The following is a 15,289-nucleotide window of genomic DNA, read 5'->3' as shown; positions in this document are numbered from 1 at the left end:
GGCACCGTCAATATCGACGGCGCCGAGCGTTTTTCTTATTTACTTCACCTGGGTGGTGGCGAAGTTATTGTTCGTCAGCGGGCTTTGGGTATAACCCTCGACGTTCTTGCGCATGGCGGTAAACATTTTTGGATAAGCCATGGGTATCCACGGCTGGTCCTTCTCGAAAACATCCAGGGCTTGTTCATAGAGTGCGGCCCGTTGCTGGGGTTCAGCGATGGCGCGCGCCTTGTCGATCAAGTCCTGAAACTCCTTGTTACACCAACGGGCGTAGTTTTCGCCGTTTTTCGCTGCATCGCAACTCAGGTTGGGGGTCAGGAAGTTGTCCGGGTCGCCGTTATCCCCGGCCCAGCCGGCGGAAACCATATCGTGCTCACCGTTTTTAGCACGCTTGAGCATCTCGCCCCATTCCATAACTTTGATGTTGACCTTCAGGCCAATCTGAGCCAAATCCGCCTGCATGCGCTGGGCGCCAAGCATCGGGTTAGGGTTGGTCGGGCCGCCGCCGTTACGGGTGAACAGACTGAACTCGGTGCCTTCCGGCACGCCGGCTTCCTTGAGCAGGGCGCGGGCTTTGTCGAGGTCGCGAGGTGGGTTCTTGAGCTTGTCGTTGAAGCCCAGCAGGGTCGGTGGATACGGACCGGTGCCGACCACTGCATTGCCTTTGCCGTACAAGGCATCGGTGTAGCCTGCCTTGTCGAACGCAATGTTGATCGCGTGACGTACCCGTGGGTCGCTCATGTACTTGCGGGTAGTGTTCAGGGCGGTGTAGCTGGTAGTCATGGCCGCCAGCTCATCGACTTTCAGGTTCGGATCTTTCTTGATGCTCGGCAGATCATCCGGCTTGGGATAAAGCGCGATTTGACATTCATTGGCCTTGAGCTTTTGCAAGCGCACGTTGTTATCGACCGCAATGGCCAGGATCAACGGGTCGGCGGGCGGCTTGCCACGGAAGTATTCCGGGTTGGCCTTGAAGCGCACCTGAGCGTCTTTCTGATAGCGGATGAAAATGAACGGGCCGGTGCCGATCGGCTTGCTGTTGAGTTCGTCGGTCTTGCCGGCGGCGAGCAGCTTGTCGGCGTACTCGGCGGAGTGGATGGCGGTGAACGGCATTGCGACATCGGCCAGGAACGGTGCTTCAGGGCGCGTCAGGGTGAAGACGACGGTGTGGTCGTCAACCTTCTCGACACTCTTGAGCAGTTCCTTGAAACCCATGCTTTCAAAATAAGGGAAACCGGTGGTGGACTTGTTATGCCACGGGTGTTTCGGGTCCAACTGGCGCTGGAAGCTCCACAGCACATCGTCGGCATTCAAGTTGCGCGTGGGCTTGAAGTAATCGGTCGTGTGGAACTTGACGTCTTCGCGCAGGTGGAACGTGTAGGTCAGGCCGTCATCACTGATTTCCCAGGACTTGGCCAGCGCGGGAACCACCTCGGTCGTACCCGGCTTGAAATCCACTAGACGGTTGAACATGGTTTCAGCAGCGGCATCAGCGGTCACGGCGGTGGTGTACAGCACCGGGTCGAAACCTTCCGGGCTGGCTTCGGTGCAGACCACCAGCGGTTTGGCCGAAACGCCGATCGCCACGCTCAACAGCGCGGCAGCCATGGCGGCTTGTAGTGGGAGCATTTTCATTCAGAGCCCTCTGCAATCGATGGAACCAGAAAAGCGTAGACGGCGAGGCTCGTCCTGAGCCCGCCGTCTACCTGGCGCTAATTAAAGGATGTTGAATGGGATGGTGGTAACCAGACGGAATTCCTTGATGCTGCCATCGGACTGGAACTCGCTGCCACGGTGTTCAACGTAGGTGGCGCGAATCGCGGTGGCCTTGAGCGGGCCACTCTGCACCGCGTAGGAAGCGCCTACACCGTATTCCTGGTGCTTCTCGCCGTCCTGGGACTGGATGCCGTCGTAGGCGAACTTGGCGCGGCCATTGTTGCCGGTGTAGTGGGTACCGTCGATGCCCCAGCCGCGGGCCGAGTAGGCATTGAACTTCAGGCCTGGTACGCCGTATTCAGCCATGTTGATGGCATAGGCGATCTGGAAGGATTTCTCGTTCGGGCCGTTGAAGTCCGAGGTCAGGGAGTTGGCCAGGTAGATGCCGTTGGTTTCGTGCAGGTAGTCGAAGTACTCGTTACCGTTCACTTGCTGGTAACCGAAGGTCAGGCTGTGTGCCTGGTGAGTCAGGCCCAGGGACAGGGAGAAGGTATCGTTGTCGATTTCCCCCATCTCTTTTTTGCCTTCGTCGACAGTCTTGTAGTAGTTGAAGCCGGTGGTCAGGCCCAGTTGCTGAGCGTCGCCCAATTCGTGGGTAGCGCCGAAGTAGTACTGGTTCCAGAAGTCCTTCACGTTGGCGGCGAAGAAGCTGGTCTTCAGGCTTTTCAGCGGCTGGTAGTTCACGCCCAGGGTGGACACTTTGTCGGTTTCTGCGCCATTGCCGTATTCGGTACGGAATTTCGACAGGCTCTGCTCGCTACGTGGCGAAACGCGGTCAAACACGCCGCCCTGGAACGACAGGTTGCTGAACTCTTCGCTGTTGAAGCTCACACCCTGGAAGCTTGAAGGCAGGGCACGGTTGCCGATGGTGTCGACGATGCCGCTGCTGAAGTTCTGGCGACCGGCGGTCAAGGTGGTGTTGGACACGCGGAACTGCACGTTGGCCAGGCCCAGTTTGCTCCACTGGTCGACGGCGTCGCCGTTGGAGTCCGCCAGGGTACGGTTGGAGCCACCCTTGATGTCACGCTTGCTGCGGTCCAGTACCAGGGCGTTGTAGACCGCTACTTCGGTCTTGACCCCAACGGTGCCCTGGGTGAAACCCGAGCTGGCGTTGAGGATGGTGCCCTGCACCCAGTTGGTACGGTTGCGATCAGTCAGCGTCTGGCCGTGTTTCTGGTAGGCGAAGGTGCCCCCACGGTATTTGCTTTCATGGGAGTACCAGTTACGCGTGGTGCCGCCCAGGCTGAAATCTTCAATGAAGCCCTTGGCCTCGCCTTGGGCGCTGGTGCCGGCCAATGTGGTAGGAACGAAGTCCTGGCTGGCGGGTTCAGCATAGGCGGTCGCCGTGATGCTGCTGATGGCCAGGGCCAGAAGCGCTTTGCTGCTCAGTTTCATGGGTGAAGCTCCTTTGGTTCTCTTTTTTATGCCGGTCTTTTTAGGTGAACCGGCTATTGGGTGTGGAACTCGTTCAAGCCTTTGCAAACGTTTGGCGTAGGAATTTTCCTGACAAAAGCCTGCACGTTTGCCGAGGAGCCGACTTGGCTCCCCGCAATCCGGTTATTTTCTTATGGGGTAATGCTGACGCCCGAGAACACGTTGCGGCCGAAGGGGCTCACCTTGAAACCTTCGACTTTGGCGCTTAACGGCTGGTTGACCGTCGAGTGGGCGATAGGCGTGATCGGCACCTGCTGCTTGAGCAGTTGCTGCGCCTGTTTGTACAGAACAGTCCTTTGTTCGCGGTCGGTCACGACCTTGGCTTGCTTGATCAGCTTGTCGTACGCCGGGTCACACCACATGGAGTAGTTGTTCCCGCCGATGGCGTCGCAGCTGTAGAGGGTGCCGAGCCAGTTGTCCGGGTCACCGTTGTCGCCGGTCCAGCCGATCAGGCTGACATCGTGCTCACCGTTCTTGGTGCGCTTGATGTATTCGCCCCATTCGTAGCTGACGATCTTGACCTTCAGGCCGATCTTGGCCCAGTCGTTCTGCAGCATCTCGGCCATCAGCTTGGCATTGGGGTTGTAGGGACGCTGCACCGGCATGGCCCACAGGGTGATCTCGGTGCCTTCCTTGACGCCGGCAGCCTTGAGCAATTCCTTGGCTTTTTCCGGGTTGTAGGCGGCGTCCTTGATGCTGTCGTCATAAGACCACTGCGTCGGCGGCATGCCATTGACTGCCAGTTGCCCGGCACCCTGGTACACGGCGTTAAGGATGCTCTGCTTGTTCACCGCCATGTCCAGCGCCTGGCGCACTTCAAGCTGATCGAAGGGCTTGTGGCGCACGTTGTAGGAGATATAGCCGAGGTTGAAGCCGGGTTTGGTCAGCAGTTGCAGGTTCGGGTCAGTCTTGAGCGCTTCGACATCGGCGGGGCGTGGGTGCAGGGTGACCTGGCATTCGCCGGCCTTGAGCTTCTGTACCCGCACCGAGGCATCGGTATTGATGGCAAAGATCAATTGGTCCAGCTTGACCCGGCTCGGGTCCCAGTACTGTTTGTTGCCTACATAACGGATCTGCGAGTCTTTCTGGTAGCGCTGGAACACGAAAGGGCCAGTGCCGATCGGCTTCTGGTTGATGTCGCTGGGCCGTCCTTGTTTGAGTAGCTGTTCGGCGTATTCGGCCGAGAGGATGGCGGCAAAGCTCATGGCAATGTTCTGCACGAACGCGGCGTCGACCGTGTTCAAGGTCATCACCACGGTGTAGGGGCCGGTTTTTTCGACCTTGGCAATATTCTTGTTCAGGCTCATCCCGTTGAAGTACGGAAACTCCGTGGGGTAGGCCTTACGGAACGGGTGGTCGGGATCAAGCATGCGGTTGAAGGTAAACAGCACGTCGTCGGCGTTGAAGTCCCGCGTCGGCTTGAATTCCTTGTTGCTGTGAAACTTCACCCCTTCACGCAGATGAAACGTATAGGTCAGCCCGTCTTCGGAGATATCCCACTTGGTTGCCAGCCCTGGCACCACGTCGGTGGCGCCTTTTTCGAACTCGACCAGGCGGTTGTACAACGGCTCTGCGGCATCGTTGTCGGTGGCGGTGGTGTATTGCGCAGTATCAAAGCCTGCCGGGCTGCCTTCGGAGCAGAACACCAGGCTCTTCTTCTCGGCGGCTTGGCCCATGGTGGCCACGGCCAGCAGGCTGGAGGCAAACATCGCGGATAGAACGGTGGTATGGCGCATGACAATCCCGATCCTTGTTTGTAGTTATCAACAGCGAACCACCTCTCTGGCGTACGGCCAGGGAGACATCACTGATCCCACACACAGCAAGTGCCCTTTCCCAGAATGATGCCTCTGCTGTCCTACGACGTTATGGGGCGCGGACACTGCAGTAAATGCGTCAATTCTGACTGGCCTTGTAGGTAACGGAGACACGGGACGCAGTTCGTTGCTGTAGGACGGCAACGCTTTCAATCGTGGTCTGTTTCCTATAGCCCGGGCAGATGGAATAACGGCGACGTTATGAAACGTCGCCGCTATTGATCCTTACTTGCCGCTGACGCTAACGCCGTAGAAGGAGTTCAAGCCAAACGGGCTGATCTTGAAGTCCTGTACGGTATTACGCATGGGTTGATACACCGTCGAGTGCGCGATAGGTGTCATCGGGACTGCATCTTTGAGGATATGTTGCGCCTGCTTGTACAGCTCGGTGCGTTTGGCGACATCCGACGTGGCTTTGGCCTCTTTTACGATGCCGTCGAATTTTTTGTCGCACCACTTGGAGAAGTTGTTACCAGACAGCGAGTCGCAGCCGAACAGTACGTTCAGCCAGTTGTCCGGGTCACCATTGTCGCCGCTCCAGCCAATGATCATGGCCTGGTTCTCGCCGCCTTTGGAGCGCTTGATGTACTCGCCCCACTCGTAGCTGGTGATCTTGACCTTCAGGCCGATCTTGGACCAGTCGTTCTGCAGCATCTCGGCCATCAGCTTGGCGTTCGGGTTGTACGGACGCTGGACCGGCATGGCCCACAGGACGATTTCAGTGCCTTCCTTGACGCCAGCTTCCTTGAGCAGCGCCTTGGCTTTTTCAGGGTCGTACTTGGCGTCTTTGATGCTGGTGTCGTAGGACCATTGGGTCGGCGGCATGGCGTTGACGGCCAGTTGGCCGGCGCCCTGGTACACGGAGTCAATGATCTGCTGCTTGTTCACCGCCATGTCCAGCGCCTGGCGTACGCGCAGGTCAGCCAGCGGGTTTGGCTGGTCGCTGCCCTTGACCTTGTCCATGACGTTGTAGGCAACGTAGCCCAGGTTGAAACCGGCCTGGTGCGGCAGTTTCAGGTCCTTGTCTTCGCCCAGGGCCTTGAGGTCGGCCGGACGCGGGAACAGGGTGATCTGGCATTCGTTTTTCTTGAGCTTCTGGATACGCACCGATGGGTCAGTCGTGATCGCGAAGATCAGGTTGTCGATCTTCACATCTTCAGGTTTCCAGTAGTCCTTGTTGCCGGTGTAGCGAATGTTCGAATCTTTCTGGTAGCTCTTGAACACGAACGGGCCAGTGCCGACCGGCTTCTGGTTGATGTCGGCGGGCTTGCCTTCCTTGAGCAACTGCGCGGCATATTCGGCGGATTGGATCGACGCGAAGCTCATGGCCAGGTTCTGGATGAAAGCCGCGTCCACGGTGCCAAGGGTGAACTTTACGGTGTGGTCATCGACTTTCTCGATGTTCTTGATGTTGGTGTCCATCCCCATGTCCGTGAAGTACGGGAACTCGGTGGGGTAGGCCTTACGGAATGGATCGTCTTTATTGATCATCCGGTTGAAGGTGAACAGCACGTCGTCTGCCGAAAATTCACGAGTCGGCTTGAAGTACGGGGTGGTATGGAACTTGACGCCTTCGCGAAGGTGGAAGGTATACGTCAGGCCATCCGGGGACACGTCCCAACTGGTGGCCAGGCCAGGAACTACGGCGGTGCCGCCACGTTCGAACTGGCTCAGGCGGTTGAACATGGTTTCGGCCGAGGCATCGAAGTCTGTTCCGGTGGTGTACTGGCCTGGGTCGAAACCGGCCGGGCTCCCTTCGGAGCAGAACACCAGGTTAGTTGCCGCAAGGGCTGCAGGGGCGGCGGCCATAAGGCCCGCGCTCACTAATAACGGAAGGACTGCGTGTTTAAGCATGTTGGCCTCATGATTTGTTGTCATTTTTGGTGGTGAGGGCGACCTCGTGAGTCGGCCTGCGGATACTTATGCAGGCGCCATACCCAATGCAAGATGCAGAGCGGCCAGGAGCGGCAAACAGTGGTACGAACGTACAGGAATGTCGCAATTATGAAAGTTTCGACACAAATATGCCTGTTTGGAGGGTTTTTTCGGTGCAACAGGTGCACCAAAAAAGCCCAGCCGAGGCGTCTAGCGCACTCGGTTGGGGCGCTGTTGTTACTTATCTAGACCCACACCATAGAACGGCGTGAGCCCGAAGGGGCTGATCTTGAAGTCGCGTACTTCCTTGCGCAAAGGCTGGAAAACCGTCGAGTTCGCAATAGGCGTTATAGGTACTTGTTCCTTAAGGATTTGTTGTGCCTGTTGATACCACTTGATGCGCTGCTCGCGGTCGTTGCTGACCTTGGCCTGCTGCACCAGTTTGTCGTAGGCCGGGTTACACCATTTGGCGTAGTTGCTGCCCTTGACCGCGGCACAACTGTAGAGCACGCCTAGCCAGTTATCCGGGTCGCCATTGTCGCCAGTCCAGCCATAAATCATCGCATCGTGTTCACCATTCTTGGCGCGTTTTATGTACTCGCCCCACTCATAGCTGACGATGTTGGCCTTGATGCCGACCTTGGCCCAATCCTGTTGGATCATTTGCGCGGACATTCGCGCATTCGGGTTGGAGGCGCGCTGCACGGTCATCGCCCAAAGATTGATGGTGGTACCTGGTGCAACCCCTGCTTCTTTTAGTAGCAACCGCGCCTTGGACGGATCGTAGGGCGCGTCTTGGATTTTCGGGTCATAAGACCACTGCGCCGGTGGCAATGCGTTCTGCGCCAATTGTCCGGCGCTCTGGTACACGGCCTTGATGATCGCAGGCTTGTCGATGGCCATGTCCAGGGCCTGGCGCACCTTGAGCTGGTCCAACGGCGGATGGGTCACGTTGTAGGCCAGGAAGCCCAGGTTGAATCCGGCTTGCTGCAGCACGCGCAGGTTGGGGTCTTGCTTCATCACCTCGATATCGGCGGGGCGCGGGTAACCGCTGACCTGGCATTCGCCGGCCTTGAGCTTCTGCAGGCGCGCGGCGGCGTCCGGGGTGATGGCGAACACCAGATTGTCGAGCTTCACGTCCTCGGGTTTCCAATACTGTTTATTGGCCCCATAGCGAATCTGCGAGTCTTTCTGGTAACGCTTGAACACAAATGGCCCGGTGCCGACCGGTTTCTGATTGATCTGCTCGGGCTTGCCTTCTTTCAGGAGCTGCGCGGCATATTCGGCCGATTGCACCGAGGCAAAACTCATGGCCAGGTTCTGCACGAACGAGGCATCCACATTGTTGAGGTTGAAACGCACGGTGTGTTCGTCGAGTTTTTCGAGGTTTTTGATTGTGGTGTTCAATCCCATGTCAGTGAAGTACGGCGACTCGGACGGGTAGGCCTTGCGAAACGGACTATCGGCATCGAGCAGGCGGTTGAAGGTGAACAACACATCATCGGCGTTGAAGTCGCGGGTCGGGGTGAAGAAATCGGTGGTGTGGAACTTGACGCCCTCGCGCAGGTGGAAGGTGTAGGTCAGGCCGTCTTTGGATATGTCCCAACTGGTTGCCAGGCCGGGTTCGACTTCGGTGCCTCCACGCTTGAACTGGGTCAGACGGTTGAACACGGTTTCGGCGGATGCATCGAAGTCAGTGCCGCTGGTGTACTGGCTGGGATCGAAGCCGGCGGGGCTGGCTTCGGAGCAGTAGACCAGGGTTGTGGCGGCCTGGGCCATTGGTATAAAGGCCAGGAGGCTGGCGGCGAGGAACAGTGGCTTGACGGCGATTCTTTCCATGGAGACCCCTGAAATGGCAGGCATATAAAAGCTGCCCAAACGAAAACGGCGGTCATCGAGGTTACCGCCGTTCAAGCGAGTTAGGTAGGGGAGACTTCTATGCGGGTAGGCGCAGATTTGTCGATTATAACGGGCGTTCCATCCACTGCATTACTCTCACGAAGGGTGAACGTCCTGCTGGCTGTGATGCTCAAGTCTGAAGCGGGAATGGGCTCATCTCCGCCTGCATAAACGAGTTTCCATTGCGAGGTCACCGTGACTTTGGTCTCATTTTCCAAAGGCGAATAGTCGATGAAAAAGTGTCGGTCGCCAGCGCTGCTCACGTAGTCGTCTTTTACTCGGGGGGGCTGCAATTCACGCCACGCCGTAGCGGCCGATCCTTGATGCGCTACCTCTGAAATCGCCGCCCGCATGTCGGGGTCGGGGACCGCATTTTCAAAGGTTTCGATTCCGTCATGGATAAAACCATCGACGACTGACTGCTCTGCATTATTGCCCGGAATATGAAGTTCTTCTATCTGCTGGGGTATGTTGATTTCAACGTCCTGCAAGCCCGGTCGCCTTATTGTGTAAGGGTTTCTGTTGATATCTGTGGTGAATTGGCCAGCGTAGTTGCTGGTGCCGAACTTTGAAGGGGATGCCGCTTCCGAAGCGGAGACCGTGAAGTTTCTATCGTCTACTTCCCATGAAAGCACAGGGCGACTTTTAACCGTACCGTTTTCCTCATAAACGCTGACGCCAAATCTATACTGCGTCTGCTCCTCAAAGTTGAGGTATTTGTCGAGTGTGTCGGCGCCCTCCATTTTTGATCCGTCTAACTCAATAAAGTTGTCCGAAAAGCGGGAGGGTGACTTCAAGTCGTTACTCGGGGCCGGCGAAATCGGACGTTGCCACGGCCACTTCACCCCGCCATCGCCAGGTGCGCGAGCCCACTCTCCGTCACGCCCTGGCGTGATGACCATCACTGCTGATTGTTTATCGGGATTAATGATGGTGGCGAACCTGTCGCCGGTCCTGTAGCGACCGGATATCTCGAATACCTTGCTCGTACCTGTCTCATCGGTAAACCGCACAAATTGGCGCTGTATTCCCTCACTGTCGGTTATTCGATAGACGCCCAGTGCATCGCGGGGAGCATTCATTATCAATTCATCACCGTCAGGTACTGCATGGGGTGCCATTGGGAGCAGTGGTTGTGATTTTGGCAGGGCAGCCCCAGGCTCGTTGACAACGCGTATGCCACTGGATGGCCCGGGTGTGGGTTCCTCGGTGGCATTGATTTCGGGTTGAACACGGGGCTCTACATTCGGCAGTTCTTTCTCAGGCGGTAGCGCAAAAGGATCCTCCGGGACTGCGCTTGCCCCGGCTGAGAACAGCGTATTCAGCAAACCATCGAATGCCTTGGACACCCCATCGCTGCGCTCTGCCTCGGTGTCACCGGACGCTGCTTTTTCTGCGCCCAACCCCAGCTCGGTCAACCCTGCAAGTGCCGCAGCGCCCGCAACCGGAGCTGCGATGGGCGCAAGCTTGGCCAGCAGACCCGCAGCCACGGTTATGTCGTTCAGCCAGGTGTCGCGAGTCACTTCGCTGTTGGATTTGATGACCACGTCGGTATCGTTGGTCATGCGTTGTTTCGCGGCGGTCGCCAATGTGGAAAATACGTCTCCCTCGATTTTTGCGCGGCTGTCATTGAGCACCGGGGTATTCAGATCACCGGCAGCCATTTTTTTGAACAGGCCGTCCAGGCCATCTTGCTTGTCGCCTATTCCCGTAAAGTTCAAGCCAGGGATAAGGCCGATTCCCAGTTGCGGCAGGATGCCGGGCTTATGGTCCTGGCGATCAATCAATGAAAAATGTGCCAGCAGCGCCTGGCTTTTTTTCGGATCCTGACTTTGCTCAACCACCCACTGATTGAGTTTTTCCAGGGAGTCGAAGCGCAGGAATGCCGGCTTTGCTCCCGGTATATAAAGTACCTGGCGACCTCCATCGTCATCGCTGAACCGCACAATGTCGCTGGACTTAAAACCGTGGATGCTAAGGGCATGCACTTGAGTGTCGCCGTTTACCGGCGCTTGTGTCTTGAGCTGCTCCATGCTCAACGCAGCGTTCTCGTCGAGCGGGAGGTTGCCGGCAGCCTCCATCACCAAGCGGTAGTCACCTCGATTGAATCGATGCTCGGGTGCTTGTAAGGCTCGCTCGGCGGGTGATCGGGCTTCGGCCGTCTTCAATTGTTCGCGGGCCTGGAAGACGAACTCGCCTTTAATTGCAGTCTGGTAGCTATCGGTATGGGTGTTCCAGAAGGTGTCGATTTTCTGGGTCATCTGGGCCTGGAAGTCGGTCTTCCAGCTTTCGTGCATCACTTGCGACGGCTTAAGGTCGATTTGATTATGCTTGCCGTAGCCGCCTTTTTCGCTTTGCCCACTGGGTTGGGTATACAGACCCGCGTCGAGATCCAGGTTTCCGGGTACCCAGTCGTGCTCGGAGAAATTCTTCAGCAAGGCATCGGGCAGGCGCAGCGAAGACCAGGGTTCTTGGAACTTGTGCTCCCAGCCGGTCACAGTATCTGCGCTTTCGCCGCCCTTGAAGCGGTTCAAATAAACGGTATCTGAATCGATCGGTTTGCCCGTGAGCTTGAGCAGCAACTCGTCCGCCCATTTCTTGGCTTCTGCCCGTGTGTCGGGCAGGTTGGTGGCAACGTCGACCGCCAAGCGCTTGTAGGCCAATGCCTGCGGCGCGGTGCTGTAGTACGTGGCCGCATTTTGTCTTTGCACTTGCAGCGCATTTGCCGAGCGGCTGCTGGCAGGACGCAAGTGATCATCGGCGGAAATAGGGTCGAAGGTGTCTTTATGCTCCAGGTGCCTTATTTGTGCTCGGGCCTGGGACAACGTTGGGGGAAGTGCCACCCCTTCAAAATTTGCTACTACTTTTGCGCTGACTTGTATGGAGTTTTCACCCAGCCTCACGCGCAAATCACCATTATTGCCTGGGGCGATGATCCTGGCGGCCGCCAACAGAGGCCCCGAAATTTGTCCCCAGCCCGATGTGTCCGTGAGGCGGAAGGTTTTCGTTTCGCCCCTCACCTCGGCGGACAACGTACCTGTAGACGGGTTGATTGAGAGGAGAGTGTTCGGTTCGATCTGCTGTTCGCGCAGCCAACCCTGGACAACAGGGTGTTCCAAATGTGCTCGATACAGTCCAAGCCATTGACCCAGGTTGCTCTGGGGCGGGACCGTGATAAGCCCGGCATTGTTGTGCAATACCTTGCGTTGCACAGCCTCAAGGTAAGCCTTGAGCAGTTCCGTTTCGGCGGGCTGGGCCGGGTTTCCAATGGACGTTTGAGGCGCTTGTGAGGTTTGTGCTTCAGTTATCGACTTTGGGGCGCCGAGTACCGACGCCAGCGATACGGGCGATGTTGCATTGACTGATAGGGACATAAGTTTGGCTCTCACTGTATGAATAAATGCCAGCACAGCCCTCCCTGGTAGCTATGGCAGTATTGAGTCGTGAAGACCTTGAACGTAATTCCAGCGAGATATGCTGCTGGATATGACGTGGCGGCAGCGAACGCAAAAAAAAGCGCAAGCCCTTGGGTTTGCGCCTTTGTCTTGTCTAAAAAAGTTACTGTAAAACTTCGATCACGCCATCTGCACTCATATTGACCTGGCGGGCCTGGCTCAGGGCCTGGTTCATGGTGGTGGGGGGCGGCAGCGAGCTTGGTCGGGTCGGCATTTTGCAACTCGGTGTAGAGGGTCATGATCGTCTTGTCGCGAGCCAATTCCTGGCTGCCGTCAGCGCGCAGCGATACCTGTTTGTAATATCAGTGCATCGGCGGCCATGGCCGGGAGGCTGGCAATTGCACTGGCGCTGAGGGCGATTTGACGACTACTCTTTCGATGGCTAGCATATTCTCGGTGTTACGGTTTTGGGAAGGTCTCGGGTTTATAAGTAAACGCCCACCACTTCAACGGATTCCAATAGGGATTTTTCTTTGCCGGTTTGAAGTTTGTTTTTTTCGCCAGTTCTTTGGCGGCGTATTTTTCAGCTTCGGATCTAGCCAATGCCCTATCGGCGGCAGTCAGGGGGGTGGCCTGATTTTTTTTCAGGGCTTCCAAATAAGCACTTTCTACTTTTACAACCGCTGCATTTACATCTTCTGGTGTGAGGTTAGCGCTGAGGGTGCCACTATAGCCTTTGACCGGGCGCCCTATGAGCTTCTGAAATTCAGCTGCGAAGGAGGCATCTCCACCACTTGCAGAGTCACATGAGAGCAGTCTTACATTGGCAAACGTCTCGGGGTGAATACCTTCGTTGTGAAGTGTCTGAAGTAACTCTTGTGGCGTATTGAGTTTTCCATTATATGAAACTTTCGAGATGCCAGTATCAGGGTCGACACTGCCGTGTACCAGTATGTTGAGTCGTTCTTGAGTGCCTTTTTTGTTGAAATCGGTAAATGTGTAGAGTTTTTCGTTAAGGGTGTTTAGCTCATTGAGTTCTCCACTCAGGATTACGTTTTTTTCAAGCGTGGAAAAAAGATCTTCGCCGGTGGGTAAGTTCTCTATGGAATTTAGAAAATCACGTTTACTATTTGGTGGTTCGATTGTCGGATGGGCACCTTCCGTTTCACTGGCGTGTGGCGTACTCGGTTCGTTTGACGCGGTGTTGGAGACGGGGGTTATATCGCTTTCATTGGAGGCGTTTACTTTTTTCACGAAATCAAAACGGTTGGCCTGCTCATTGTATCTCCAGCCGTAATGTTGGCTGTCGGCGGTGTTGAAACTCAAGGCCGGTTCACCCAGTCCTGCCTCTACCCCAGCCGGTATAATTTCATGCGCCAGCAGCAGGCCTGATATCACTACCCCGGCCCTGCCTCCAACGCGATCGCTGGCCGTCATGCCATGGGCGGCGTCATGCTTGCCGAAAACAATATTGCCCGCGTTGCCAAGGACGGGTACGTAGCCAAAGGTATCGCCCCATACTTCTTTTGCGGCCTTCCAGCCTTGCTCCATGGCGCCAAAAACCTTGGTTTGATCGTCCCATAGCGCGTTCTTGGCGTTCATCTCGTGATAATGCGAGGCAATACCCTTATTCAGATTGCCAAATTTCAGTTCATAGTCACCGCCTCGCGATTGGGTATAATTAAACAATTCCCGAACGGGTACGGACTTGTCGCTTACCAACGTGTCCCGCCCTGGGTAGTGGGATGTATTATCCAGGATCAGACTGTCGAGTACGGTCGCGGCCGGTGGCCAATGCGCGTCCCTTCCTCCTTGTAGGTCACTGGCATTGAAACGGCTTATCAGTTGGTTACGATTGTCTTTGGCCCACGCCGCAAACTCGTCATCGCCCTTTATCTCGCTGACAGCACCACTTCTCAAATCAAGCATGACACCCTGATTGGGCCGGTTGTTGTAATTGCCATTATAGGGCGTATAGGGAATGAACGCGTACCCACTCAGGGGGTAACCGTAGATATTGGGAATAATCACTTGCCCATTCTTATCCAGCGTGCGGCTAATCGCTTCTTGACCGAAAGAGCTTAACTTTTCAAAGGCCTCCTTATCGCTATGAAGACTCTGCAAAGCGCCCCGCGCGACATAGGCGTCTGCTTTGCCCGAGCGTTCAGGTATTACTGTTGATATTTTGGGTCTAGGTAGGAATGGGAGGTGGGGTATGAGAGGAAAGTCATCCGTAATCTCAATAAGGGTGTTGACCCTGGCGCTGCCACGCATTGGCGTGGCTATATCCTGCTCCCAGTGGTTTTGAAGTTGTTTGCCTAACGATTGCAGATCATTAATCTTGCTCCGGTCTTTTGGATCAATGACCATTCCATGGAAATTGACAATCCCGCCCCGTGCGGGTTTGTCGTGATCAAGCACACCCGCTGCGATTTCCCATGCAGAGTAGGTACGGGTTTCGGTATCGGACAGATTTTCTCCGGTCCCCATACCGACGTAAGTGTCGAACGTCACAGTGATTTTTTCATGCGGATCGAACCCAGCAGCTAATAGACCCCCACTGAAGTAACCGGAAGGTTCCATGAACAGGCGAACGTTCTGGAACTTAATGTTTCTCTCGCCGTCACTGCCACTTTCGATATTTTTTATCTGCGTATTTACACGCGTGGCGTAGGCATCAATGCGATCTTCGCGCTGCTTTAACGTATATCTGTTTCCGGGCGCTTGGACAGGGTCTGAGCCATAAATGATTGCCTTGTAGTCATCGGAGTGGCGCTGGGCCGTAGAGACAGTGTTGTCGGCTGTATAGGCTTCGTTATTATTAAGCGACACATCCGGTTTCTGTTCCTGCGCCTGGGTGCGTTCAGTAGACCCAGGTGCCGGATAACGGATAATAGTAAACTGATTTAAGTTTTCCACTTTTGATTACCTGGTTGGGATGATGAAGTGATTTAGTGTGAAGTGTGTGGCTGCTTACACAGGAAAGTTCCACATCCTAATCAGACAGTGTGAGTCTGGTACTTTGTTTATATAAGCTTCAGGTGTACGACGCCTGTTAAGGCGTTGCCAGACGACTTAAGTTGCGGTGACGCTGAAACAGTGTGCAAAAAAAATGGCGCAGGCTGTTAAGGCTGCGCCATTGTCTTTTTTTAA

7 protein-coding genes and 1 pseudogene are annotated in these 15,289 nt (G+C 55.7%); all 8 read right to left on the bottom strand.

All coding sequences use genetic code 11. The annotated features are described in order from the left end of the window. Positions 1-39 precede the first annotated feature (39 nt). Complete coding sequence (locus ASD70_RS01995; protein ID WP_056845522.1) at positions 40-1,635, bottom strand: ABC transporter substrate-binding protein; 1,596 nt, start codon at positions 1,633-1,635, stop codon at positions 40-42. 81 nt (positions 1,636-1,716) lie between these two features. Beyond that, entirely contained in the window at positions 1,717-3,111 is a 1,395-nt protein-coding gene (locus tag ASD70_RS01990; RefSeq protein ID WP_046070888.1) for an OprD family outer membrane porin, read from the bottom strand. A gap of 170 nt (positions 3,112-3,281) precedes the next feature. After that, a complete protein-coding gene (locus tag ASD70_RS01985) occupies positions 3,282-4,859 on the bottom strand; it encodes an ABC transporter substrate-binding protein (RefSeq protein ID WP_411741030.1) in 1,578 nt (525 codons plus the stop codon). 333 nt (positions 4,860-5,192) lie between these two features. Next, on the bottom strand, positions 5,193-6,821 hold the full coding sequence (locus ASD70_RS01980; RefSeq protein WP_056845521.1) for an ABC transporter substrate-binding protein: 1,629 nt from the start codon (positions 6,819-6,821) through the stop codon (positions 5,193-5,195). 258 nt (positions 6,822-7,079) lie between these two features. Further along, complete coding sequence (locus ASD70_RS01975) at positions 7,080-8,681, bottom strand: ABC transporter substrate-binding protein (protein ID WP_056845593.1); 1,602 nt, start codon at positions 8,679-8,681, stop codon at positions 7,080-7,082. Positions 8,682-8,761: 80 nt separating this feature from the next. Continuing rightward, positions 8,762-12,115: a dermonecrotic toxin domain-containing protein gene (locus ASD70_RS01970; RefSeq protein WP_056845520.1), complete on the bottom strand. Its 3,354-nt coding sequence runs from the start codon at positions 12,113-12,115 to the stop codon at positions 8,762-8,764. Positions 12,116-12,338: 223 nt separating this feature from the next. Then, positions 12,339-12,556 (bottom strand): annotated as a pseudogene (locus tag ASD70_RS28835) (SIMPL domain-containing protein); the annotation flags it as partial. A gap of 39 nt (positions 12,557-12,595) precedes the next feature. Continuing rightward, positions 12,596-14,719 carry a hypothetical protein gene (locus ASD70_RS01965; RefSeq protein ID WP_236708682.1) on the bottom strand — a complete coding sequence of 708 codons (2,124 nt, stop codon included), beginning with the start codon at positions 14,717-14,719 and terminating at the stop codon, positions 12,596-12,598. Positions 14,720-15,289 lie beyond the last annotated feature (570 nt).

This window comes from Pseudomonas sp. Root569, from assembly GCF_001427465.1.
Lineage (GTDB): Bacteria > Pseudomonadota > Gammaproteobacteria > Pseudomonadales > Pseudomonadaceae > Aquipseudomonas > Aquipseudomonas synxantha.
The sequence above is the reverse complement of the archived record's forward strand: the minus strand, read 5'-3'. Positions and strand labels throughout refer to the sequence as shown.